Below are 22,196 nucleotides of genomic sequence, written 5' to 3'. Positions count from 1 at the left end.
ACCACCTGTCACTAACCATTAACCACTTATTAAATATGTTAGAAAAGAATGAAATGATTTTCGGTGTACGCGCTGTTATTGAAGCCATACAAGCCGGAAGAGAGATAGATAAAGTATTGGTGAAGAAAGATATACAGAGCGAACTGTCCAAAGAACTGTTTGCCTGCTTGAAAAATACCCTCATCCCTGTTCAGCGTGTACCCGTGGAGCGTATTAACCGTATTACCCGGAAAAACCATCAGGGAGTTGTAGCATTCATCTCCTCTGTCACCTACCAGAAAACAGAAGATCTGGTACCTTTCCTGTTTGAAGAAGGAAAAACACCCCTATTCGTCATGCTGGATGGAATTACCGATGTACGTAACTTCGGAGCCATTGCCCGTACCTGCGAATGTGCCGGTGCAGATGCCATTATTATTCCCTCGAAAAACAGTGTCAGTGTCAATGCCGACGCAATGAAAACATCAGCAGGAGCTCTGCACACTCTTCCCGTATGCCGCGAACAAAATCTGACTAATACCATCAAGTATCTGAAAGACTGCGGATTCAAGATTGTAGCAGCCACGGAAAAAGGTGATTATGATTACACCAAAGCAAACTATAAAGACCCTGTATGTATCATTATGGGAGCCGAGGACACAGGTGTTCCCTACGAACACCTTTCCCTGTGCGATGAATGGATCAAAATACCGTTAATGGGTAAAATAGAATCATTGAACGTATCGGTTGCCGCAGGTATTCTGATTTATGAAGCTGTAAAGCAACGCGGCTTCACAGAAGACAAAACGGCATCCGCTTTATAAATACCGTATCATCGTTAACAAACAACTAACTATATCATGAAGAAAGTACTTTTGATACTGGCATGCGGCATAGCCGCCCAGCTAAGCTATGCACAAGCAACCCCAAAGTGGGCCGGCAAAGCTAAAAAAGCCGTTTTTTCCATCGTTACATACGATAAAGATAACAAAATCAAGAATACAGGAAATGGATTCTATATCAATGAAAATGGAACGGCATTATCCGATTATACCCTGTTTGAAGGAGCCGAACGTGCAGTAATCATTAATGCGGACAGTAAAGAATTGCCTGTATTGCGTATCTTGGGAGCCAACTCCATGTATGACATCGTAAAATTTAATACTGAAACCGATAAAAAGACCATAGCATTAAAATCGGCATCACAGCCGGCATCGGTAGGTGAAACAGTCTATCTGCTACCCTACTCGACTCAAAAAGCGGCAACCTGCCAGACAGGGACCGTCACCAAAGTAGACACCATCGGCGACAAGGCATATTACTATACACTGGCAATGACAACCAACGAAAAAACAGTAAGTTGCCCTATTATGAATGCCAATGGAGAAGTATTAGGTTTAATCCAAAAAAACGCATCGGATGAAGCCAAGGAAAGTTATGCCATCGGAGCTACATACGGTGCCTCGCTGAGCATCACTGCCCTTTCTTTGAACGACATGTCACTGAATAAAATCGGCATCAAAAAAGGACTGCCCGAAACAGAAGACCAAGCACTGGTGTACCTGTTCATGGCATCTTCACAACAAAATCAGGACGAATATATCACCACATTAAACGATTTCCTGGAACAATATCCCAACAGCGCGGACGGATATATACGCCGTGCCACTACTTATATGGGATTTAATGATGATGAACACAACGCTTTGGCAGATGCTGACCTGAAGAAAGCACTGGAAGTGACAGCCAACAAGAGTGAAACGCAATATAATATCGCTAAATTAATTTATTCGTACACCATCTCTTTAGGTGACAAGAAACCATACGGTGACTGGAGTTACGACAAAGCTCTCTCCATTATTCATGATGCCATGCAGGCCGACAACCAACCCATTTACACACAATTGGAGGGAGACATTCTGTTTGCTATGAAAAAATATCCTGAGGCATACGCCGCTTATGAAAAAGTGAACCAGTCTTCCATAGCCTCTGCCGCTACATTTTACTCGGCAGCCAAAACCAAACAACTGATTGAAGGAACAGATATGAACGAGGTTATTGCCTTGATGGATAGTGCTGTGGCACGTTTCACCAAGCCTTATACATCGGAAGCGGCTCCTTATTTCTATGAACGGGCAGAGATAAAAGCCCAGACAGGCAAATACCGTGAAGCGGTAATAGATTATGATACTTTTTATGATGCTATCGGTGGACGCGTTACAGCCGCCTTTTATCTGCAACGCGAACAGGCGGAAATACAATGTAAAATGTATCAGCAAGCTATCAACGACATTAATAAAGCAATAGAAATGACTCCTGAGGATATAGCCATGTGGGTGGAAAAAGGTTCGGTGCATCTACGTGTAGGGCAACATAACGAAGCAATAGAAGCATTGGAAAAGGCTATCTCTTTAGACCCGAAAGCCGCAGCCGCATATCGTATGCTGGGATACTGCCAGATACAATTAAAGAAAAACAAAGAAGCCTGTGCAAATTTTGCCAAAGCAAAAGAACTGGGCGATGAAGTGGTAGACGGACTGATACAGAAGTATTGCAAATAATACCGGGAAGCTCCATCTGAAATCCGCGAATCTTGCTACATGATTTCTGAAATCTTGTTGCATGATTCGCGGATTTTTGCTACAAGATTTCAGGAAACATTCCCTGTCATTCATGAAAAAGCAGGAAAGAAAAAAATTCTACTTATCTTCCAACTGCCGTATAATCAGTACCCGTTTCGTATCTTCCGTCACCCGGAAACGGTCATCGCTACGCTCTCCTACCAGCCATACAATCCGGTCTGCTGAGCAAACCACATACTGATTTTCTTTCTGGAAAAGAGAAAACTTACGATCTGTCAGATAATCGCTGACCTTCTTTTTCCCTTTCATTCCGAAAGGAACAAACTTATCCCCCTGCCTCCATTTACGCACCGTGAGAGGTAGCACCACCTTATCCGCATCCAAACAGGCCGTATTCTTATTCCTGGGGATGACAAAGTCCGGCATTATTTCCTGCGTTTCCATTGCAAGCCGGAATGGGGGCACATTTTCCTCCACTTCCTCATCCGCCGGCTTCCTCCTGCGAATAATCAGCTCCGTCCTGTCGCGCAGCACCTCCCATCCGGCAGAAACGAATCTTTTTCCCGACTGGGCAGACAAACTGCGGAATACATCTCCTACCTGAACGGAATTGAAACCTAACGGATGAAGAATCTCAAACAGCAAAGCCGCCGGAGCACTCTCTTCCATCAAACGAGAAATAAGAATATGGCCGGACTTTTCCATCACCCTTTCTTTCCCCGCCTCTATTTCCTTATTATATATAAGAGAAACATCAGTCAGACGTCTGGATGTTTCAGCTATACTTTCACTGACAGAAGGATTCAGCTCACGCAACATCGGAAGAATATTCAGACGGATTTTATTACGCATATATTCATCTTGCAGATTGGTACTGTCTGTAACATAACCTTGACGCAAACAACGCAAATAATCCAAAATATCCTGACGGCTCACCTCCAACAAAGGCCGTACAATGCAGCCGTTATGCGGACTGATACCTTTCAAGCCATTGATTCCCGCGCCACGTATCAAATTCAATAAAAAAGTTTCCACACTATCGTCCCGATGATGGGCTACGGCAATAACAGCCATCCCCCTCTCCTTACGCAGTTGTTCGAACCAATCATAGCGCATTTCGCGAGCTGCCATCTCAATAGAAACATGATGCCTTGAAGCATAAGTGACTGTATCAAAATGAGTAACATGCAAAGTCACTCCCAGCCCTTTACACAACTCATTGACAAACCTTTCATCTCTATCGGACTCCTCACCACGAAGATGGAAGTTACAATGGGCAGCCTCACAATGATACCCTAAAACAAGCAAGACACGCAACAAAGCTACCGAATCTGCTCCGCCACTCAATGCCACTAACACCTTATCATGCAAAGTGAAAAGTTGTTTTTCCTCTATATACTTCTGAATATTCCAATGAAACATGACACAAAGATAAGGGTTCTGCAAGACAAAAACAAAGTGCCTGTTCTTTATTTAAAAACAATCTAAATAGTTTGCATACTTCTAAGTAATAACTTATCTTTGCGAAAAATTTAAAACAAGATGCGTTTATCCGAATTAAGAACAGGAGAAAAAGGCGTAATAGTCAAGGTTTTAGGTCACGGTGGTTTCCGCAAGCGAATCGTTGAAATGGGTTTTATTAAAGGAAAAACCGTAGAGGTAATCTTGAACGCCCCTTTGAAAGACCCTATAAAATACAGACTACTAGGTTACGAGATCTCTCTCCGAAGACAAGAGGCAGATATGATTGAGGTGGTAAGCGAGCAGGAAGCACGCACGATGCAAAACCCTTACCATGGTTCCATAACAGAAGATGTACCCGTGTCCGAATCAGAACTGGTGGCACTGGCAAAAGGCAAACGCCGTACAATCAATGTAGCCTTAGTAGGTAATCCTAATTGTGGAAAGACTTCGCTATTCAATATTGCATCCGGCGCCCATGAACATGTAGGAAACTACAGTGGTGTGACAGTAGATGCCAAAGAAGGTTTTTTCGACTTCCAAGGTTATCATTTCCGTATTGTAGATTTACCCGGAACCTATTCTCTTTCAGCCTATACTCCGGAAGAACTTTATGTACGCAAACATATCATTGAAGAAACTCCGGATGTAATCATCAATGTGGCAGACTCTTCCAACCTGGAACGTAATTTCTATCTTACCACCCAATTGATTGACATGAATGTGCGTATGGTCATCGCACTGAATATGTATGACGAACTGGAAAGCAGCGGCAACAAACTGGATTACATCAAGTTAAGCCAATTGATCGGAGTGCCTATGATACCTACTGTCTGCCGGCGGGGTGAAGGCATAGACCAACTGTTCCATGTTATCATCGGTATTTACGAAGGCGGGGATTTCCTGTCACAAAAGGGCGAAATACGTTCTGAAATTCTGGAAGATCTGAGAGACTGGCACAAAACCTATGTACCCGACCACGAATTCGGAAGCCACAAAGAAGAGGAAGATGCCCGCCCACGCGGATATATGCGCCATATTCACATTAACCACGGTCCTGAACTGGAGCGCAGTATCGAAGAAGTAAAAAAAGCAATCAGTCAAAACGAAGACATACGCCATAAATACTCCACCCGCTTCCTATCTATCAAATTACTGGAAAACGATAAGGAAATAGAAAATTTCATCTCTACACTGCCTAATGGCAAAGAAATTATAGCGATACGCAACAAGGAAACCTTACGTATCCGTAAAGTGATGAACGAAGACAGCGAGCAAGCTATTACGGATGCTAAATATGGTTTTATTACCGGAGCTTTGAAGGAAACATTCACCGACAATCATTTGGAAAAAGAACAAACAACCCGCGTGATAGACAGTATTGTGACACATCGCATTTGGGGATATCCTATTTTTTTCCTGTTCCTTTACATCATGTTTGAGGGAACCTTTGTTTTGGGTGACTACCCTATGCAAGGTATTGAATGGCTAGTAGACCAGTTGGGCAACCTGATACGGAACAATATGGCTGAAGGTCCTTTGAAAGACTTACTGATAGATGGTATTATCGGTGGAGTGGGCGGTGTTATCGTTTTCCTGCCGAATATCCTCATATTATACTTTTTTATTTCTATATTGGAAGATTCGGGGTATATGGCACGCGCTGCATTTATCATGGATAAAATAATGCACCGGATGGGACTGCATGGCAAGTCCTTTATTCCACTGATTATGGGATTCGGCTGTAATGTACCTGCCATAATGGCAACACGTACTATAGAAGACCGAAAGTCCAGACTAATCACCATGTTGGTGAATCCTTTAATGTCCTGTAGTGCTCGTCTTCCCATATATTTAGTTATGATAGGTGCTTTTTTCCCTAACTGCGCCAGCTTTATGTTACTTTGCATCTACACAGCAGGCATTTTATTGGCAGTAATAATGGCCCGTATTTTCAGTAAATTTCTGGTGAAAGGAGAAGATTCTCCATTTGTGATGGAACTCCCCCCCTATCGTATGCCTACCTCTAAAAGTATCATGCGCCATACATGGGAAAAAGGAGCACAATATCTGAAAAAGATGGGAGGCATTATCATGATTGCCTCAATTATTATCTGGTTTCTAGGGTATTATCCACAACATGATGCTTACGAAAGCGTGGCTGAGCAACAAGAAAATTCATATATCGGACAAATAGGCAAAGCCATAGAGCCTGTTATCAAACCGCTAGGATTTGACTGGAAGTTAGGAATCGGACTTATTTCAGGTGTGGGTGCTAAAGAACTGGTAGTAAGCACACTAGGAGTATTATACACAAATGAAGGAGATGTGGAAAATGTGAATCTTTCTAACCGCATCCCCATTACTCCACTGGTTGCATTAGCTTACATGCTGTTTGTATTGATTTACTTCCCCTGTATTGCCACTTTCGCAGCAATCAAGCAAGAATCCGGCAGTTGGAAATGGGCCATATTCACAGCAGGATACACCACTGGATTGGCTTGGCTTGTTGCATTTACTGTATTTCAAATAGGAAGTCTTATCGTTTAATAAACCTAAACCTAAAATTATTTGTTTATCAAGCATGGAGTTACAACAAATTATAGTTATTGCAACTGTATGCCTCTGCACCATATGGATAAGCATACGTATCTTTCAGTATTTCAAGCGCATAAAGAACAATAGCAATCCGTGTGAATGCTGTAGTTCGGACTGCGCCATGAAGTCTATGCAGAACAAGCCAAAGTACGGTTGCGAAAAAAATGCAGAAAAAGTGAGAAAAAAATAGCAGAATATTTGCAGATTAAAAAAAATGTCGTACCTTTGCAACCGCAATCGAGAAACAAAGATTGCTAACGACAAGGTTCCTTGGATGAGTGGCTTAGTCAGCGGTCTGCAAAACCGTGTACGGCGGTTCGAATCCGCCAGGAACCTCCAAAAGCAAGAAAGGATTAGAATGAAAATTTCTAATCCTTTTGTTTTTCAGCAACTTACGTCCTCTGTGGTAGAAGTAGAGAAGGGTGGGCTTTCCACCCCCGCGACTCCACTGGAGATGTTGAGGCTTTATAGCTCCCTCTATAAATTATATTACAGACATCCATCTGCATGCGAAATCAAACAACAAACCGTTTTCACCCCGTATGACGAATGTGAATATTTTATGGACGGGTGCGATATAATGTTAGATCAACTTTATTCTTATCCCCTGGGATTAAAATGCATTATATGCCATGAGCAAAGGAATTATAGTTGTAGGAGGTGCAGAAGAGGAACATTACAACTTATTAGGCAAAGACAGACTTCATCCTATCATCAACGTATACCCTGAAGAAAATGACATTTATAATAAACTAGATAGTTTATTAGCTAACCCAAATTTCTCAATTATCCGCCGACAGCATTGAATATATCAAAAAATACCATTGCCCAATAAGGTGGCTAAAGAATGTTTGGATTTTTGGGAGAAAAATTAATTCCATCCATTAGCACTTCACTATCAGCATCTTATTACTTCCATCAAAAAAATATATCTAAAAAAAGAGCAAAATGTTTGCATAATTCAATTTATCCCCTTATCTTTGCACCGCGTTTGAGAGATAACGCTTCTGAAAAGAAGGAAGTTTGGGTGAGTGGCTGAAACCACCAGTTTGCTAAACTGACGTACGGGTAACCGTACCGGGGGTTCGAATCCCCCAGCTTCCGCAAGCGGGTCATAAAAGTAGTTTATGACCCGCTTTTATTTTTCAATGATTTGAGATCAAGGCTTTCGGAAGCCCTAAAAAGACGGCTCAAAATACTTCATTAAAACTTCAGGGAAGATAACCAGTAGTAACTTATGTAGATTGCGATCAGAATCGCATTGGGTTGTTTTTTTTAATCCAACCGCACTGATAGCTTACTTTCGCGTATTAACATAACATACCCACAGTTTTTTCGGACTGACCATTAAATTCCTATTTTATAGTAACAGCACAAAAAAAATCATTTTTTATTTTGCAGATTAAAAACAAACTTTTAACTTTGCAGCGTCTTAGAAAAAGAGTTAAGGGCAACTGATGGCGGTATCGTCTAGTGGCCTAGGACGCGGCCCTCTCACGGCTGAAACTCGGGTTCGATTCCCGGTTCCGCTACCTTTAGAAGCTAATTGGTTTATTGTCACCAATTAGCTTTATTTTTTTATAAAACTAAAATAAAAAGAGTACTTATCATTTTTTCGGGTCAACGTAACAATCTGAGGGATTTTATATTTAAGCATATAATTTAGCAAGTCTATATAAGAAAAAAGCTCTATCTCTTACTCCTCTGAACTGTGCTCTAAATGCTTTGATTTTAGCATTGAATGACTCAGCTTCGGCATTGGTTGCCCTCCTTTCAAAAAAATTGATTATATCCAGATAATGTGTTTGTATAGAACGTGCGACCCTTCCAAAGGTGAGGAACCCTGATTTATCTACTTCATCATACCACCTTGCCAGCCTTGTCAAAGCAATATCCTTAAACTTACACTGATGATAGATTAAGCCTAACCGCATAGACAGATAATATCCTTTCTTTATATCGGGATATTCCTTGAAAAGAATTTCAGCCCGTATTCTTTGAGACTGAGTCCATAAGGATTCCTTCTTGTAAAGCAGATAAATACTTCTCGCTAACAACTGCTTTCTTGTATCTCCATTAGCGAAAACAGGTGCATGATACATCTTTCCACAGGCCTTTGCATAAGCAATCTGAGTGGACTCTTCATCCAAAGCCTCCCAGCGAGCTTTTACCCGCATCTCCTGCACCGCTTCATAAGCTAACTTCTGTACGTGAAAGCGATCGGTAACACGTTTGGCCGCAGGAAAGCAGATGCGTGCAATCTGCTCCATGTTAGGAGCCATATCCAAAGTAATCTCGCGCACTTGGTAACGGCGGCGACGGGATAGCTTAAGCAGGACAGAAGTGACCGTATGAACGTCCGTACCTTTAATGATGGCAATCATACTACCTTTACCACCGTGAGCTTCTTTATTGGTCAGTACAGTATAGAGTTCCCCACGCGAGAGGGCTACTTCATCAATACAGATATAAGCACCGATATTCTTTTCGAATAGTAGCCAATCCTCTGCATGAACAAGTTGGTCCCAATGGAGATAACCACTTAGATGGTTACGGTATTGACGCTCCAATAAATCCCCGTCAACTCCAGATAAAACACCTAAGAGCTTGCAACTGATCGGATAGCTATCAATATAGTTCTTTTAAAAAAGACGCAAAATCCTGCGTCATACGAGTACCTTCAGCCACCATACGCCAGTTACGAGAGATATACTCATTATGCTTCTTTAAGAGCCAGCGACGACGACGAATATTAAGGAAGACCTTCTTGCCACGAAGAGGAAAATCCTGAACAATAACAGGATCATAAAAGCCTTTACTCTCAGTATCCTGATCTGTATACTTCTCAGGAACGATATTTTTCTCCTCAAGGTAGAACACAACTTCATTTACGCTTTCCTTCACATCAACAAGATCAAAGTAATCTAAAGTGCCTTCAGGAAGAAGAAGGCGATAACCGTTTAACTCCATAAGCTATGAATTTGGAGACAAAGATAACAATTTATAAATTTACCCCTCAGCTTTTTACATTGACCCATTTTTTCATTTATTGACTACTTTATACTTAAAAATGCACAAGTATTCGCATTATACCTACTAATAGTGATGCATAGCTCACAAAAAAGGAGTACCTTTGCAGCCCTAAATCATCTTAATAATGACAGTATGGAAATGAACAAAGTTTTTAAGGATGGATTGTGGAGTAAGGAAATTAATGTTTCAGACTTCGTATATACCAACATTACCCCTTATGAGGGCGATGCCTCATTCTTGGCAGGCCCCACAGAGCGAACTAAAAAAGTGTGGAACGAATGCCTCAAGGCACTAGAAGAAGAACGTGCCAATAACGGAGTTCGTTCCCTTGATAATGTAACAGTATCTACTATCACCTCACATAAAGCAGGATACATTGACCGTGAAAACGAACTGATTGTAGGTCTTCAGACGGACGAACTTCTGCGCCGTGCCATCAAACCTTACGGTGGTATCAAGGTCGTAGAAAAAGCCTGCCATGAAAACGGTGTGGAAGTAGATGAAAAAGTAAAGGATATCTTTACTCATTATCGCAAAACCCATAATGATGGCGTATTTGATGCTTATACCGAAGAAATCCGCTCTTTCCGTTCACTCGGTTTCCTGACCGGTCTGCCCGATAACTATGCACGCGGACGCATTATTGGTGACTACCGCCGTTTGGCACTGTATGGTATCGACCGACTGATTGAAGCAAAACAAGAAGATTTGCGCAATATCACCAGTCCGATGACCGATGCCCGTATCCGCCTGCGCGAAGAAGTAGCCGAACAAATTAAAGCACTGAAAGAAATAAAAATATTGGGTGAATATTACGGACTCGATTTGAGCCGTCCCGCTACTAATGCACAAGAAGCGGTTCAGTGGGTTTATATGGCATATCTTGCTGCCGTGAAAGAACAAGATGGAGCAGCTATGTCATTGGGCAACGTTTCTTCATTCCTGGATATCTATATTCAATATGATTTGGATCATGGTAAAATTGACGAGTCATTCGCTCAGGAGCTAGTGGATCAGTTTATCATCAAGTTACGTATGGTCCGCCATCTGCGTATGCAATCATACAATGACATCTTTGCAGGTGACCCCACTTGGGTGACCGAATCTATCGGCGGACGATTCAACGACGGACGCACCAAAGTAACAAAAACTTCTTTCCGCTTCTTACAAACACTATACAATCTGGGTCCGTCACCTGAACCCAATATGACTGTACTGTGGAGTCCGGAGTTGCCGGAAGGTTTCAAAGAATTCTGCGCACAGGTTTCTATCGACACTTCTTCCATACAGTACGAAAACGATACGCTGATGCGCGAAGTGCGTAACTGTGACGATTATGGCATTGCCTGCTGTGTGTCTTATCAGGCTATCGGCAAACAAATCCAATTCTTCGGGGCACGCTGTAATCTGGCTAAGGCTCTGTTACTAGCTATCAATGGCGGACGTTGCGAAAATACAGGAACTGTAATGGTGAAAGATATTCCTGTATTGACAGGAGACTTGCTGAACTTTGAAGAAGTATGGTCTAATTATAAGAAAGTATTAATGCAGATTGCACGTGTGTATAATGATGCGATGAATATCATTCACTATATGCATGACAAATATTATTACGAAAAGGCTCAAATGGCATTCATTGATACCGATCCACGTATCAATCTGGCATATGGCGTAGCCGGTCTGTCCATTGCCATTGACTCATTGTCTGCCATCAAATACGGCAAGGTACGTGCCAAACGTAATGATATAGGTTTGACTGAAGGCTTTGATATTGAAAATACATATCCTTGCTTCGGTAATGATGATGACCGCGTAGACCACTTAGGAGTAGATTTGGTTTATTTCTTCAGTGAAGAATTAAAGAAACATCCGGTATACAAAAACGCCCGTCCTACCCTGTCACTGCTGACTATCACCTCCAATGTAATGTACGGTAAGAAAACAGGTGCCACTCCTGACGGTCGTGCCAAAGGGGTTGCTTTCGCTCCGGGTGCCAACCCGATGCACGGACGTGATAAGAACGGTGCCATCGCCTCATTGAGTTCTGTAGCCAAACTACGCTATCGTGATGCTCAGGACGGCATCAGTAACACATTCTCTATCGTACCAAAATCACTAGGAGTGGATCGGGAAACCCGCATAGAGAATCTGATAACCATGATGGACGGTTATTTCACCAAAGGGGCACACCACCTGAATGTAAATGTGCTGAACCGTGAAATGCTGGAAGATGCAATGGAGCATCCTGAAAAATACCCGCAACTTACTATCCGCGTATCAGGTTATGCCGTAAATTTCATCAAATTGAGCCGTGAACATCAGCTGGAAGTAATCAGCCGTTCTTTCCACGAAAGAATGTAACATCACATATACATTAATCGTAGGGGCGGGTTTTAAACCTGCCCTTACCAGTTTAAAGACAAACCATTATGATCAGAGTACATTCTTACGAGTCAATGGGGACGTTTGACGGTCCCGGCTTACGCTTAGTCGTATTTTTACAAGGATGCAATTTCCGATGTCTCTATTGTGCCAACCCCGACACAATTGACACCAAAGGTGAAAGTACGGAAACGGCAATAGACGAAATTGTGCGTATGGCTGTCAGCCAAAAAGCTTTTTTCGGTAAAAAAGGAGGTGTGACTTTCAGCGGCGGCGAACCTACATTGCAAGCAAAAGCACTGATTCCGTTATTCCAGCGGTTAAAAGAACAAAACATCCACATCTGTATAGATACCAACGGCAGTATATGGAATGAGGAAGTAGAGGAACTGCTAAAATGGACAGACCTCGTATTATTAGATATCAAGGAATTTAATAATGTGCGTCATCGGCAACTGACAGAACGTAGCAACGAACAAACCATACGTACCGCTGAATGGCTTGAAAAAAACGGAAAACCTTTTTGGTTGCGCTACGTATTAGTTCCAGGCTATAGTTCCTTTGAGGAAGACATACGGGCATTAGGAGAGCACTTCAAGAACTATCACATGATTCAAAGAGTAGAAATACTACCTTATCATACATTAGGCGTACACAAATATGAAGCCATGGGAAAAGAATACAAACTGAACGGAATAAAAGAAAATACTTTAGAACAATTGGAAACAGCCAAAACGTTATTTGGTGAATATTTCAATACCGTATATTTAAATTAGAAAAGACAAACTTACCGTCTATCCGGTACTTAAGTTCCGTTAAGGAGATGAGCCCCATAATTTTCGCCTCATCTCCTTTTTATGTATAAGAAACAATATATTTATATCAGCACTACCATCACATCCCGTGCCCCATGAGCACCCATTACCAAGGCCTGCTCAATATCAGCTGTCTTTGACGGACCGGAAATAAAGGTTCCGAAACCATATTCGCCTGTATCTATCAGTTTATATGCTTCATGCATATTGTTCACAATCTTATTCTTATCTAGAAGAATAACCAACTTTTCGGCAATAAAATAAATGGCACGCTGCTTTACATCCTGCTCTATCCATACCCCACCATTCTCCGCAACCCCAATCTTTCCATCTATGACAGCCAAATCCGTCCCATTCAATTCTGCAGGATCTTCCAAATCATCGGGATTAAATGTTGCACAAGTAATACTCTTCAGATTAGAAGCGATGCGTTTGGCTCCAGGATAAGCTTTTTTAATGAAATCATTCACGTTCTCCTCTTTTTCCAAAAAAATGGCTTCTCCTCCTACTTGCTTCATGACGAAATAAAACTGTTCTACCTTACTGGGATAAGTCAATGCCATATCTTCCAATGGCTTTAAATCCGGTTTCTCATATTTTACATGTGTAGCACGCCGGATGCTCTGCAATATATCTTCTCTGCTGCTCATAATTTACTTCACTTTACCTTTCTTCCACATTTCATTGAAACTCTCCTTAGCAAATTTCGGCATTTCACGTCCTTTCCCCCAGTCATTCAATCCGTTATAGATAAGAAAACGCGGCACTCCGTTTACCAATGGCGCCCATTTTAATGCCATATTGAATATCGAAGGGCGCTTCATCATGAATTCCATGCCACCGGACATTACCTTTTTCATCCGGTCTGCCTTACCCAATTTATCCAAATCCTGGCGCCACAAATAGATCTGCTCCGCCAAATCCACTTTAGCCGGACATACAAACGAACAGGAATAACACAAAGAACAAGCCGACACATTGTCATAATAATGTAACGGCGCCTTCAACATCCCCAGGTTAATCCCGATAGGGCCGGGAATAAAATAAGTATAAGAGTACCCCCCACTACGTCTATATACAGGACATGTATTCATACAGGCTCCACAACGAATACAATTCAAAGTCTTGATATGCTTTGGGTCGGCTAATATCTTACTACGTCCGTTATCTACAATAATAATATGAAGTTCCCCACCCTCTCTAGGCTTTCGATAATGAGAAGTATATGTAGTAATGGGTTGTCCTGTAGCCGAACGGGCCAACAAACGGGTGAACACTCCCAATGATTCACGATCCGGCACAATTTTTTCCATACCAAAAGCCGCAATCTGTAATTTAGGCTGGGAAGTACCCATATCCGCATTTCCTTCATTGGTACATACCACAATCTCACCAGTAGAAGCTACAGCAAAGTTAGCACCTGTCATAGCCGCCTCAGCATGAATAAATTTCTGACGGAGATTTTTCCGGGCTGCATGTGTAAGGTAAGTAGGGTCAAAATTTCCTTTCTCCGTACCCATCTCTCGCTCGAAAAGCTCACCTACCTGTTCACGTTTGATATGAATAGCAGGCAATACAATATGGCTCGGCTTCAGATGCATCAATTGCAAGATACGCTCTCCCAAGTCGCTTTCTACCACTTCAATCCCTTTGCTTTCCAAAAAAGGATTAAGTTCACACTCCTCGGCCAACATGGATTTGCTTTTTATAAAATGCTTCACTCCGTGCTGGTTCAGAATATTGTAGACAATGTTACAATACTCATCCGCATCCTTTGCCCAATAGACATGAGCTCCGTTAGCACGCGCATTGTTTTCAAACTCCACCAATAATTCGTCCAAATGGCTGTTACTATATAGTTTAGTAGCACATGCCATATTACGCAATTCCTCCCATTCGGGAACTTCTTTACTCAGTCTGTCACGCTTTGCCCTAACCAGCCAAAGTGTTTCGTCATGCCATGCGGCCTGTTTCTTGTTTTTCAGAAACTCCGCAGCTGCTTTTGAATGTTTCGTACTCATAATCCTGCCGCTAAGATTTCAACAATGTGCAATGTCTTGATAGGAAGTTTGTCACGGGCAATGATACCATTCTGATGCATCAGGCACGAACTGTCGGCCCCCACAATGTATTCAGCACCGGTAGCAATATGACGCATCACCTTGTCATGCCCCATCTGCACGGAAACCGCATCTTCCTCTACGGCAAACATACCGCCGAAACCGCAACATTCGTCTTTGCGTTCCGGTTCCACAACTTCCACTCCTTCTACTAAAGAGAGCAAATCACGCAATTTGCTGAAATAAGGAATATTAAGTTCGCTGGCAGAAGAAAGTTTCATCAATCTCACTCCATGACAACTGTTTTGCAGACTCACTTTATGTGGAAACTTGGCTTTCAACGAAGAAGGCTTGACGATATCATGAATAAACTCACAGATATCATATATCTTACCTTCGCTGGCACACCGATGTTTGTCTTCTTTCAACAGACGACTGTAGTTATCACGCACAAAAACGACGCAACTGGCCGAAGGGCCCACTATATAATCGTAATTCTTAAACTGTTCGTCAAAATGACGGGCCAAATCTACCGCTTTATTCTCGAAACCTGCATTCGCCATCGGTTGGCCGCAACAAGTCTGATTGAGAGGATAATCCACGTCCACTCCCAAACTTTTCAGCAGCTTGTACGAGGCTATCCCCACCTGCGGATATACCGCATTGATATAACAAGGAATAAATAAACCTACTTTCATTGTCATTAGTTAATATGTGTCCTATATTGAATAACAAAGTTAGAGGATATTTGTTAAGAAAACAACGAGATTTCTAACGAATAATGAAGCGGAATAGGTAAAAAAGCATAATATTGTGAGCAAAAGCCTTACTAATAAAAAAGTACTCCCCGCGAATCACTTCGCAGGGAGCACTTTTAACTAATAACTAACTTTGTGGTTTACGTAATTTCTATATGACTAACTTATAGTGCAAAGATAGAGGTTAGGGACCACATCCACAATCACTTCATTTAGGTATTCTATCTTATTCCACTCACCATTTGTAGGTATTATAAGTTCATCTTCACCTCGCTTAGTTCAACCAGTTTATTTACGATAGCGTAAATAGTCAATCCGGCAGGTGAATGTATTTGTAGCTTGCGCGCAATATTCCGACGGTGAGTTATCACCGTATGAATGGAGAGGAACAGTTTTTCCGCCGTTTCCTTATTTGTCATCCCACGTACCACGCAACAAATAATTTCTTTCTCACGCTGGCTCAACGCTTCCTGTTCGCCATCTGTTTCATCCACACCAAGATTCATCAGGTCTACTAACTTTTTATTTAAAACTTCGATGTCATCATATAGCGCTATACTCTCATCGTATCCCTTCAACAGATTGGTATCTGTGACTGAACACAACAAAGAAACGCATTTGACAGATGCCTGTGGATAGTTCGATTTGAACTCGTCCACGTTAAACCATCCTCCGAAAGTAGGATTTATGATTAGAATATCCGGCTGATGTCCCTGCATACAATTTTGCAGTCCTTCAAGAGAAGTTATTTCCACCGGCTGTATTATAAGATCAGGCATGCGCTTCAGCACAGCCACAAGTCCGCTACGCACAATGACTGAAGTTTCGGCCACCGCAACGTGCACAAGTTCTGTCCGTTTCATTTCCCCTCCTTTTCCAGCCTAAGTACAGCAGGCACAAACAAGTAATCCTCTACGCGGCAATGAGATGCCAAATCTTGTTCACAACTGAATATGTCGAATAATACGGCGTTCAACAAATGGTTATTTCCTTTTGCCGGATAATATTTAATAATGATGTTTTTTAACTCAGTCAGTGTCGCATCTATCTGATCATGCCTGCGGGCAAACTGTGAGATACGGAATCCTCCCGTTTCTCGTCCCGTCATCAGATTCTCTACATAAGTAAACACATTCATATCTTCATAATCCATGTGTTTACGCACTTCTCCGGCATACTGATCAAAAAATTTCAGAATGAGAAATGCAACCTCGTTTTCCGTGGAACAATCTATAGCTTCTATCAATTTACGGCGTATGGTAGGCAGACAGAAATCAAGGAAATAATGATGTGCCTGTTTTAAATAATTCATCAATGAAGGCATAGAAATATCCTTCACATCATCCTCCATCCGGTCGCTATCTTCAATCATGAAGTTTACCACCGCAAGGAAAGTACGACAATCCACTCCATTTTCACGGCACACCTCCTGTACTGTCTTGTCTCCAAACCCTAACGAAAGATCAAAACGGCTCATTACCTGTAGCAATGTATAGTTATCACAGATAAGATAACTCATTTTGTCCGTCGGAGTATATTTACTTGTTTTATACATAGTTATGTTTTTTGTTTCTCTTTATGGCCGCAAAGTTACGGAAAATCACCAGGGTTATCAATCACTATAAATAGGTATTTTCTCTTGTACCCATAATTCCCGTTCAACCGGCCAATGCCAGTCTTTTAATTATACATTAATATATAGCCGTTAAGATAAGTGGCAAGAAGCAACCACAAAAGATAAGGAACAAAAAGATATGCCGAAGATTTCCTCACCGGATAACTTTCTATCATATAATAAATAACAAGCACATCCAGCACCAGAATATTTGCAAAACCTAGCAACGGACTCCGAAAATAAAAGAAGAAAATGCTCCATGTAAAATTAAACAGAAGCTGGAATCCGAATAATCTGATAATCATTTGTCGTCTTATTGTCCATATATGCCAAATCAACCCGATAGAAATTCCCATGCACAGATAGATAAAACTCCAAGCAATGGGAAAAGCTATATCAGGGGGTGTACAAGAAGGTTTTTCCAATGCAGGATACCAGTTGAGTATGGACTCCGACTGAAAATAAGAAGCAGTACAGCCTACACCAAAACAGATAAGTATAGCAATCAGTATGGGGATTATTCTTTTCATAAGGAGAATTGTTTCTATTTATGCCATAATTAACAAACCAACCTCCGGATTTGTTGCAGAAACAGAACACTTCTCCCCTGCAGGTATCTAAAAAACGTGCTCCCATTCGTTCGCTTACGATGGGAGCACTTACAACACAAAAACTAAACTAGACATGTCTGCAAATTTTAAGCCTATCTTTTTAAATATCAACAAGTTATTAGTAGTGCTTTTTGCCTTCCGACAAGAGCACGGAAATGTAATTATTTATGTACTATCCTGCCTTTTCATATCATAAAAGTTAAAAATTAATCCATTATTCTTATAATTGTCGCACAATTTTACCGTTCATTTTTTTTATTTGCCAATCAAACTTTTCATCTGACCATTAGTAATTGCATGTAGAGTGTCCAAGTTGTGATGATGAATGATTGTGATGTTGAATCTGGATGCTTTAAAGCCCTCAGAAATGAGGGCTTATTATATTCCATCAATGTCTACTAGTATTTTTCTTCTTTTTTCAATTACATATTTAACAGATACTTCTTCCTCCCAATATGTCTTTACAATATCAGAAAGCCCATCTGGAACTGTAATTATGTACTTTTCGCCATTAGCAGTCGTAATTCTAACTTTCCCAAGATTATCTGCTGCTGATAAAACTCCAATAATATTTTTATCTGCATTAACAGATAATTTATCACTTTCATTAGTACCTACAACAACTCCCGCGTTTTTAATAAATAATGATATTTCGGTTCTAGGGCTTGTTAACTCAACTCTTCTTTCTTTTCCCTTTAATATAGAAGTTATTCCAAACAGATTAACACTATCTCCATCTGGAGCCAATTGCTTTGTTAAACCTATAAAATTATTAAAGTAAGATTCATCTGATATATTCTGCTTTAAACTCTCAATATCTCCTTTAGCAATTAATTCTATATTATCATTTATATCTTCAATAACATTCTCGAATGTACCAAATCCACTCAATGTAATATTTTCAACACTACCAAATTTCATTCTAAATGCCATACTTGCAGCACTAGGCACAGTTATAAATGGTTGACAAGCATCTTTAAGCTCATTGGGAATTTTCCCCGCTTTTCTAAAAGACTTTCCGGCTTTTCTTTCTATTGTTCTAATTGCTAATTTTTGAAATGTATCTACACGGTCTAAAACATCATCACTTTTAGCATAACCATATCCTACGCCTTTACCTGCTATCACTAATTGTACTTCATCTTCCTGTAATATCACTCCTCTCAAATCTAAATGGCGATGAAAATTAACAGTTTCCAACATATTCCTAAGTTCCTCCGCTATATCTCTTGGAGGTTCTCCTGAAAGAGCTAAACCTATAAGTTTTTCTGCATCCCTATTTAAACTACACCTCATAGCAAGAGAAGCTGCACTCTTTAAAAGAATTGAAATTGTTGGTTCACCCATATGATGTTCTAAAGCAATACAGGCCGCATTCTTTTCTAATTCATACGCTTGTGCATATAAATCTATTGCGTACTCAGAATTCCCTTGATACTTCTGTATATCTCCTAATTCCGCTTTATACATAGCCTCGTTATGTAATTCCCTTATATCCATAGTACTCAAATTACTTTTTTATAAATAGTGCTTTAGGCTTTCCAAATTCAATTATAGATATATAAGCTGGAAGACAAGTTTCATCAGACTGTTCTGTTTGTTTCATCTTATCTTTTAAACGTTTTTCAATGGTATTAGTTCTACTTTCTTTTAATATTCCTGATATTTCCAATCTTGCAGCGTGATTAAATAAATGATCTTCTTTATATCCCAACCAATAATCAAAGCCATCCCCTTTACATGAACGTTCCACAATTGTAAATTCTGTTTCATGAATAGCTAATACACAAGACATACAAACTGCTGCATGATCGGTACAGTAATTAATTTCTTTCCACGAGCGATCAATTGTTTCGTCAAAATAATCTTCCCAATATAAAGGTATACTACCTTTTCTATTACCATCAAGATGTAAAATAGTTCCATTTACTATATGACCTGCACGGTGTAAAGTAGTCATACATGCTGAATAATAATGAGAGCATAAATCTTTATGCATTCCAGGCAAACCTTCTTTTATACTCAGTAGGTTTAATTGTTCATCCATATATATTATTGCATTTTCTAGTAATAAATTTAAAGAAGAAGAAAGCATATTATCCTACTTTCCATTCATTCTTAACCATTGCCAATTCAGTTTCCAAGCGCTTTACCTTTTCTTCAAGCAACTTTATTGTTTTATCTTTCTCATTGAGTGCACCTTGTAGAGTCGCAATCGTATCTACAAGTCGGTTCATCCGTTCCATGTTAGTGTCAGGTATGATATTCCGTTCATGCTCTACATCCGAAAGTAACATAGTTCCTTTCCCGCGCAACAACCATTCTGAGGAAATATCTTCAAAAGTGGATAATATAGCATCAATAGTGGATAGACTAACTTCACTAGTACCTCCCAATTGCCTACTAAGAGTATTCTGCTTAATGTTACATTTAATAGCAAAAGCTCTATCAGTTAGCTTATAATAATTGATAATAGACTTAATTCTTTCAACCATACCAATACAATCAATAGTTAATATATCCAAATATGGATAATATACTCAAACAAATGATTGCAAATTATCCATTTATGGATTACTTTTGCAATACCAATCAATCAATAAACAAATATATGAATAATAGTTCACATATCCAATCGAATAGTAATAAAAGTTGCGCAAAAAAACGCGACTATAGGTTAGTTGTGGATGGCAAATATAACCGCAAAGCCATCATGCAGAGGGCATGGGCGTTCATGAAAGTTTATAAGGGATATACTTTGAAATCAGCCATACGACAAGCTTGGATAGACGCCATTCTTGCCATGGAAGACTATAACTACTCACAGAACATCAAGCCCCGCCTGCCAAAATCAGGACTCACGATGAAAAGCCTGTACGCCAACCCGACAGGTGACATGGCCAATGGATATGCAACCAGATAATTCAATCATACCAATCAAATATCAATCATCATGGAAGAAGAATTAAGAAAACGAATTGAAGAACTTGAAGCCCAAAACAAGGAGCTGAAATTTCAAAGCGACCAGAATGCAAAATTCTGGACTGAGGCAGAAAAAAGATGCAAAGTTCTTGAGGCTGCCCTTGAATCCATAGCAATTACAGCAGGCATCTTGAAAGATTCTCTTGTACAGAAGCCGTAACCTCACCGAAGTCAAACCAAACCACCGGCGGGCAACCGCCACCCAGTATGCTCTTGGGTGGGCGACCGGGAACACACAGAGAAGAGTTCTTTGACATCTTGGTATTTAGGAGTTCGCAGATTTCCTCCTGCACAAACCGGACTACGGGAGTAAGCATAATCTGCCAACGACATAATGCTGTGAGTAAGGGTCAGACTCGTGTCGTTGTAAAAATAATCAGCTAGACCTGTAAGGGCCGTTGAAACATGGATTTCAATTTACGATATATAACAGGTGATGTAGTTCAGTCAGGCAGAGCACATGGTTCCCATGAGGCCGGCGGTTCGAGTCCGCCCGTCACCTCTAATTAAGATTTGAATTATGTATAACAAATCTTGTATATGGCGCATGCTGTCAAAGCTAAAACAAATAACAGAAATGAAACGTAAGACGCTTTTTCACAAAATGCGAAGATGGGCTTACGCTCAACGTATTGCTTCGAGGAAGAAGAATCAATTCCAAGGATTCCCATTCTATATTCCACTATTTTATTATAGGAAATGCGAGACAATGCATTGCTCATGGCTCGATTCTCGAATAAAGATATGCTTGCGAAAAGGATACATACCGAATTTAATAAAATTGCGGATGCCAAGAGGACACGATTGCAAAGACTGCCATTTGAAACGTTGGCAAAAGAAACCATAACAGCGAAGATTGTTGAAGATACCATGAGTATTGTACTCTGTATCTTGAAAATCCATTGGGCTTTCATATCAAGTGAGTTTTTAAATACTTTGTGAAGACATTCTTCAATTTCATATTTTTCCATAACCACTTAATTTTTTGATTAGACACCACAAAGTTAAGTAAATCTCCCGAAAAAGGCGTGATGCCGCTGACCGGATCGGCTCGGGAGAACTATTACTATAATTTTTTTCAATCATGACAGAAACAACAGAAAAAAAAGAAATCGTTCCGACACTCCGCAAAATGGCGGTCGGTGAATGTGAGGTATTCCCTTTAAGTCAGGCCAGATCAATCGGCAGCACGATTTATGGTGCCAATCTGGCTGTGGAACGTGCGAACGGATACAAATGGTCCGCGAAAACCAATATCGAAAAGAAAACGGTAACAGTAACCAGAACCCAGTGATATGATTTTTCTATGCAACAACAAGG

Annotated in this window: 22 protein-coding genes and 4 tRNA genes; 13 read left to right on the top strand and 13 right to left on the bottom strand. The window is 40.6% G+C overall.

The genetic code is table 11. The features are described from left to right. The first annotated feature begins 35 nt into the window (after window positions 1-35). Both rlmB and BVU_RS14565 read left to right on the top strand, forming a co-directional pair. Window positions 36-803, top strand: a complete 768-nt coding sequence (gene rlmB / locus BVU_RS14570; RefSeq protein ID WP_005847884.1) for a 23S rRNA (guanosine(2251)-2'-O)-methyltransferase RlmB — start codon at window positions 36-38, stop codon at window positions 801-803. A 36-nt stretch (window positions 804-839) separates the two neighbouring features. Then, window positions 840-2,540, top strand: a complete 1,701-nt coding sequence (locus BVU_RS14565; RefSeq protein WP_011965800.1) for a serine protease — start codon at window positions 840-842, stop codon at window positions 2,538-2,540. Window positions 2,541-2,678: 138 nt separating this feature from the next. On the opposite strand, the gene tilS is transcribed toward BVU_RS14565, so the two are convergent. Further along, on the bottom strand, window positions 2,679-3,983 hold the full coding sequence (gene tilS, locus BVU_RS14560) for a tRNA lysidine(34) synthetase TilS (protein ID WP_022509096.1): 1,305 nt from the start codon (window positions 3,981-3,983) through the stop codon (window positions 2,679-2,681). A gap of 120 nt (window positions 3,984-4,103) precedes the next feature. On the opposite strand from tilS, the gene feoB reads away from it, so the two are divergent. From feoB to BVU_RS14540, 5 genes are all read left to right on the top strand, one after another. Then, a complete protein-coding gene (gene feoB, locus BVU_RS14555) occupies window positions 4,104-6,572 on the top strand; it encodes a ferrous iron transport protein B (protein WP_005847890.1) in 2,469 nt (822 codons plus the stop codon). A gap of 312 nt (window positions 6,573-6,884) precedes the next feature. Then, window positions 6,885-6,959 (top strand) — tRNA-Cys (locus BVU_RS14550). A gap of 293 nt (window positions 6,960-7,252) precedes the next feature. Next, window positions 7,253-7,426, top strand: a complete 174-nt coding sequence (locus BVU_RS22840) for a hypothetical protein (protein ID WP_005847918.1) — start codon at window positions 7,253-7,255, stop codon at window positions 7,424-7,426. A gap of 211 nt (window positions 7,427-7,637) precedes the next feature. Next, a tRNA-Ser gene (locus BVU_RS14545) sits at window positions 7,638-7,724 on the top strand. A 355-nt stretch (window positions 7,725-8,079) separates the two neighbouring features. Continuing rightward, a tRNA-Glu gene (locus BVU_RS14540) sits at window positions 8,080-8,152 on the top strand. A gap of 117 nt (window positions 8,153-8,269) precedes the next feature. Here the strand turns inward: BVU_RS14540 and BVU_RS14535 are convergent. Next, window positions 8,270-9,238 carry an ISAon1 family transposase gene (locus BVU_RS14535; RefSeq protein ID WP_418792646.1) on the bottom strand — a complete coding sequence of 323 codons (969 nt, stop codon included), beginning with the start codon at window positions 9,236-9,238 and terminating at the stop codon, window positions 8,270-8,272. A 10-nt stretch (window positions 9,239-9,248) separates the two neighbouring features. Continuing rightward, the gene (locus BVU_RS14530) at window positions 9,249-9,590 is read right to left on the bottom strand and encodes an ISAon1 family transposase N-terminal region protein (protein ID WP_005844522.1); all 342 of its coding nucleotides are present in this window, start codon (window positions 9,588-9,590) and stop codon (window positions 9,249-9,251) included. Between the two features lie 195 nt (window positions 9,591-9,785). On the opposite strand from BVU_RS14530, the gene pflB reads away from it, so the two are divergent. Both pflB and pflA read left to right on the top strand, forming a co-directional pair. Then, on the top strand, window positions 9,786-12,014 hold the full coding sequence (gene pflB, locus BVU_RS14525) for a formate C-acetyltransferase (protein ID WP_005847919.1): 2,229 nt from the start codon (window positions 9,786-9,788) through the stop codon (window positions 12,012-12,014). 68 nt (window positions 12,015-12,082) lie between these two features. Next, window positions 12,083-12,811 (top strand): pyruvate formate-lyase-activating protein, encoded by a 729-nt coding sequence (gene pflA, locus BVU_RS14520; RefSeq protein ID WP_005843429.1) that lies wholly within the window; start codon window positions 12,083-12,085, stop codon window positions 12,809-12,811. 101 nt (window positions 12,812-12,912) lie between these two features. On the opposite strand, the gene BVU_RS14515 is transcribed toward pflA, so the two are convergent. From BVU_RS14515 to BVU_RS14475, 9 genes are all read right to left on the bottom strand, one after another. Beyond that, entirely contained in the window at window positions 12,913-13,500 is a 588-nt protein-coding gene (locus BVU_RS14515) for a LutC/YkgG family protein (RefSeq protein ID WP_005843426.1), read from the bottom strand. Between the two features lie 3 nt (window positions 13,501-13,503). Further along, a complete protein-coding gene (locus BVU_RS14510; RefSeq protein WP_005843424.1) occupies window positions 13,504-14,871 on the bottom strand; it encodes a lactate utilization protein B in 1,368 nt (455 codons plus the stop codon). Then, window positions 14,868-15,608, bottom strand: a complete 741-nt coding sequence (locus tag BVU_RS14505) for a (Fe-S)-binding protein (RefSeq protein WP_005843421.1) — start codon at window positions 15,606-15,608, stop codon at window positions 14,868-14,870. Before BVU_RS14505 ends, BVU_RS14510 begins: the two co-directional genes overlap by 4 nt. A gap of 311 nt (window positions 15,609-15,919) precedes the next feature. Then, the gene (locus BVU_RS14500; protein ID WP_005843420.1) at window positions 15,920-16,531 is read right to left on the bottom strand and encodes a response regulator transcription factor; all 612 of its coding nucleotides are present in this window, start codon (window positions 16,529-16,531) and stop codon (window positions 15,920-15,922) included. After that, on the bottom strand, window positions 16,528-17,223 hold the full coding sequence (locus BVU_RS14495) for a hemerythrin domain-containing protein (protein ID WP_005843418.1): 696 nt from the start codon (window positions 17,221-17,223) through the stop codon (window positions 16,528-16,530). Before BVU_RS14495 ends, BVU_RS14500 begins: the two co-directional genes overlap by 4 nt. 125 nt (window positions 17,224-17,348) lie before the next feature. After that, window positions 17,349-17,813 carry a TspO/MBR family protein gene (locus tag BVU_RS14490; RefSeq protein ID WP_005843416.1) on the bottom strand — a complete coding sequence of 155 codons (465 nt, stop codon included), beginning with the start codon at window positions 17,811-17,813 and terminating at the stop codon, window positions 17,349-17,351. A gap of 459 nt (window positions 17,814-18,272) precedes the next feature. After that, window positions 18,273-19,394 (bottom strand): hypothetical protein, encoded by a 1,122-nt coding sequence (locus BVU_RS21065; RefSeq protein WP_011965797.1) that lies wholly within the window; start codon window positions 19,392-19,394, stop codon window positions 18,273-18,275. 10 nt (window positions 19,395-19,404) lie between these two features. After that, the gene (locus BVU_RS21060) at window positions 19,405-19,941 is read right to left on the bottom strand and encodes a hypothetical protein (RefSeq protein ID WP_049764328.1); all 537 of its coding nucleotides are present in this window, start codon (window positions 19,939-19,941) and stop codon (window positions 19,405-19,407) included. Window positions 19,942-19,990: 49 nt separating this feature from the next. Continuing rightward, complete coding sequence (locus BVU_RS14475) at window positions 19,991-20,389, bottom strand: helix-turn-helix domain-containing protein (RefSeq protein ID WP_041174561.1); 399 nt, start codon at window positions 20,387-20,389, stop codon at window positions 19,991-19,993. A gap of 116 nt (window positions 20,390-20,505) precedes the next feature. Between BVU_RS14475 and BVU_RS14470 the strand changes: the two genes are divergently transcribed. The 3 genes from BVU_RS14470 (at window position 20,506) to BVU_RS14460 (ending at window position 21,378) form a co-directional block, all read left to right on the top strand. Further along, a complete protein-coding gene (locus tag BVU_RS14470; protein WP_041174471.1) occupies window positions 20,506-20,817 on the top strand; it encodes a hypothetical protein in 312 nt (103 codons plus the stop codon). A gap of 30 nt (window positions 20,818-20,847) precedes the next feature. Then, window positions 20,848-21,036: a hypothetical protein gene (locus tag BVU_RS14465; RefSeq protein ID WP_041174470.1), complete on the top strand. Its 189-nt coding sequence runs from the start codon at window positions 20,848-20,850 to the stop codon at window positions 21,034-21,036. Between the two features lie 272 nt (window positions 21,037-21,308). Then, window positions 21,309-21,378, top strand: a tRNA-OTHER gene (locus BVU_RS14460). Window positions 21,379-21,394: 16 nt separating this feature from the next. On the opposite strand, the gene BVU_RS22255 is transcribed toward BVU_RS14460, so the two are convergent. Next, a complete protein-coding gene (locus BVU_RS22255) occupies window positions 21,395-21,847 on the bottom strand; it encodes a hypothetical protein (RefSeq protein WP_011965793.1) in 453 nt (150 codons plus the stop codon). Between the two features lie 113 nt (window positions 21,848-21,960). Between BVU_RS22255 and BVU_RS14450 the strand changes: the two genes are divergently transcribed. Next, the gene (locus BVU_RS14450) at window positions 21,961-22,170 is read left to right on the top strand and encodes a hypothetical protein (RefSeq protein WP_041174468.1); all 210 of its coding nucleotides are present in this window, start codon (window positions 21,961-21,963) and stop codon (window positions 22,168-22,170) included. Window positions 22,171-22,196 lie beyond the last annotated feature (26 nt).

The organism is Phocaeicola vulgatus ATCC 8482 (assembly GCF_000012825.1).
Lineage (GTDB): Bacteria > Bacteroidota > Bacteroidia > Bacteroidales > Bacteroidaceae > Phocaeicola > Phocaeicola vulgatus.
The sequence above is the reverse complement of the archived record's forward strand: the minus strand, read 5'-3'. Positions and strand labels throughout refer to the sequence as shown.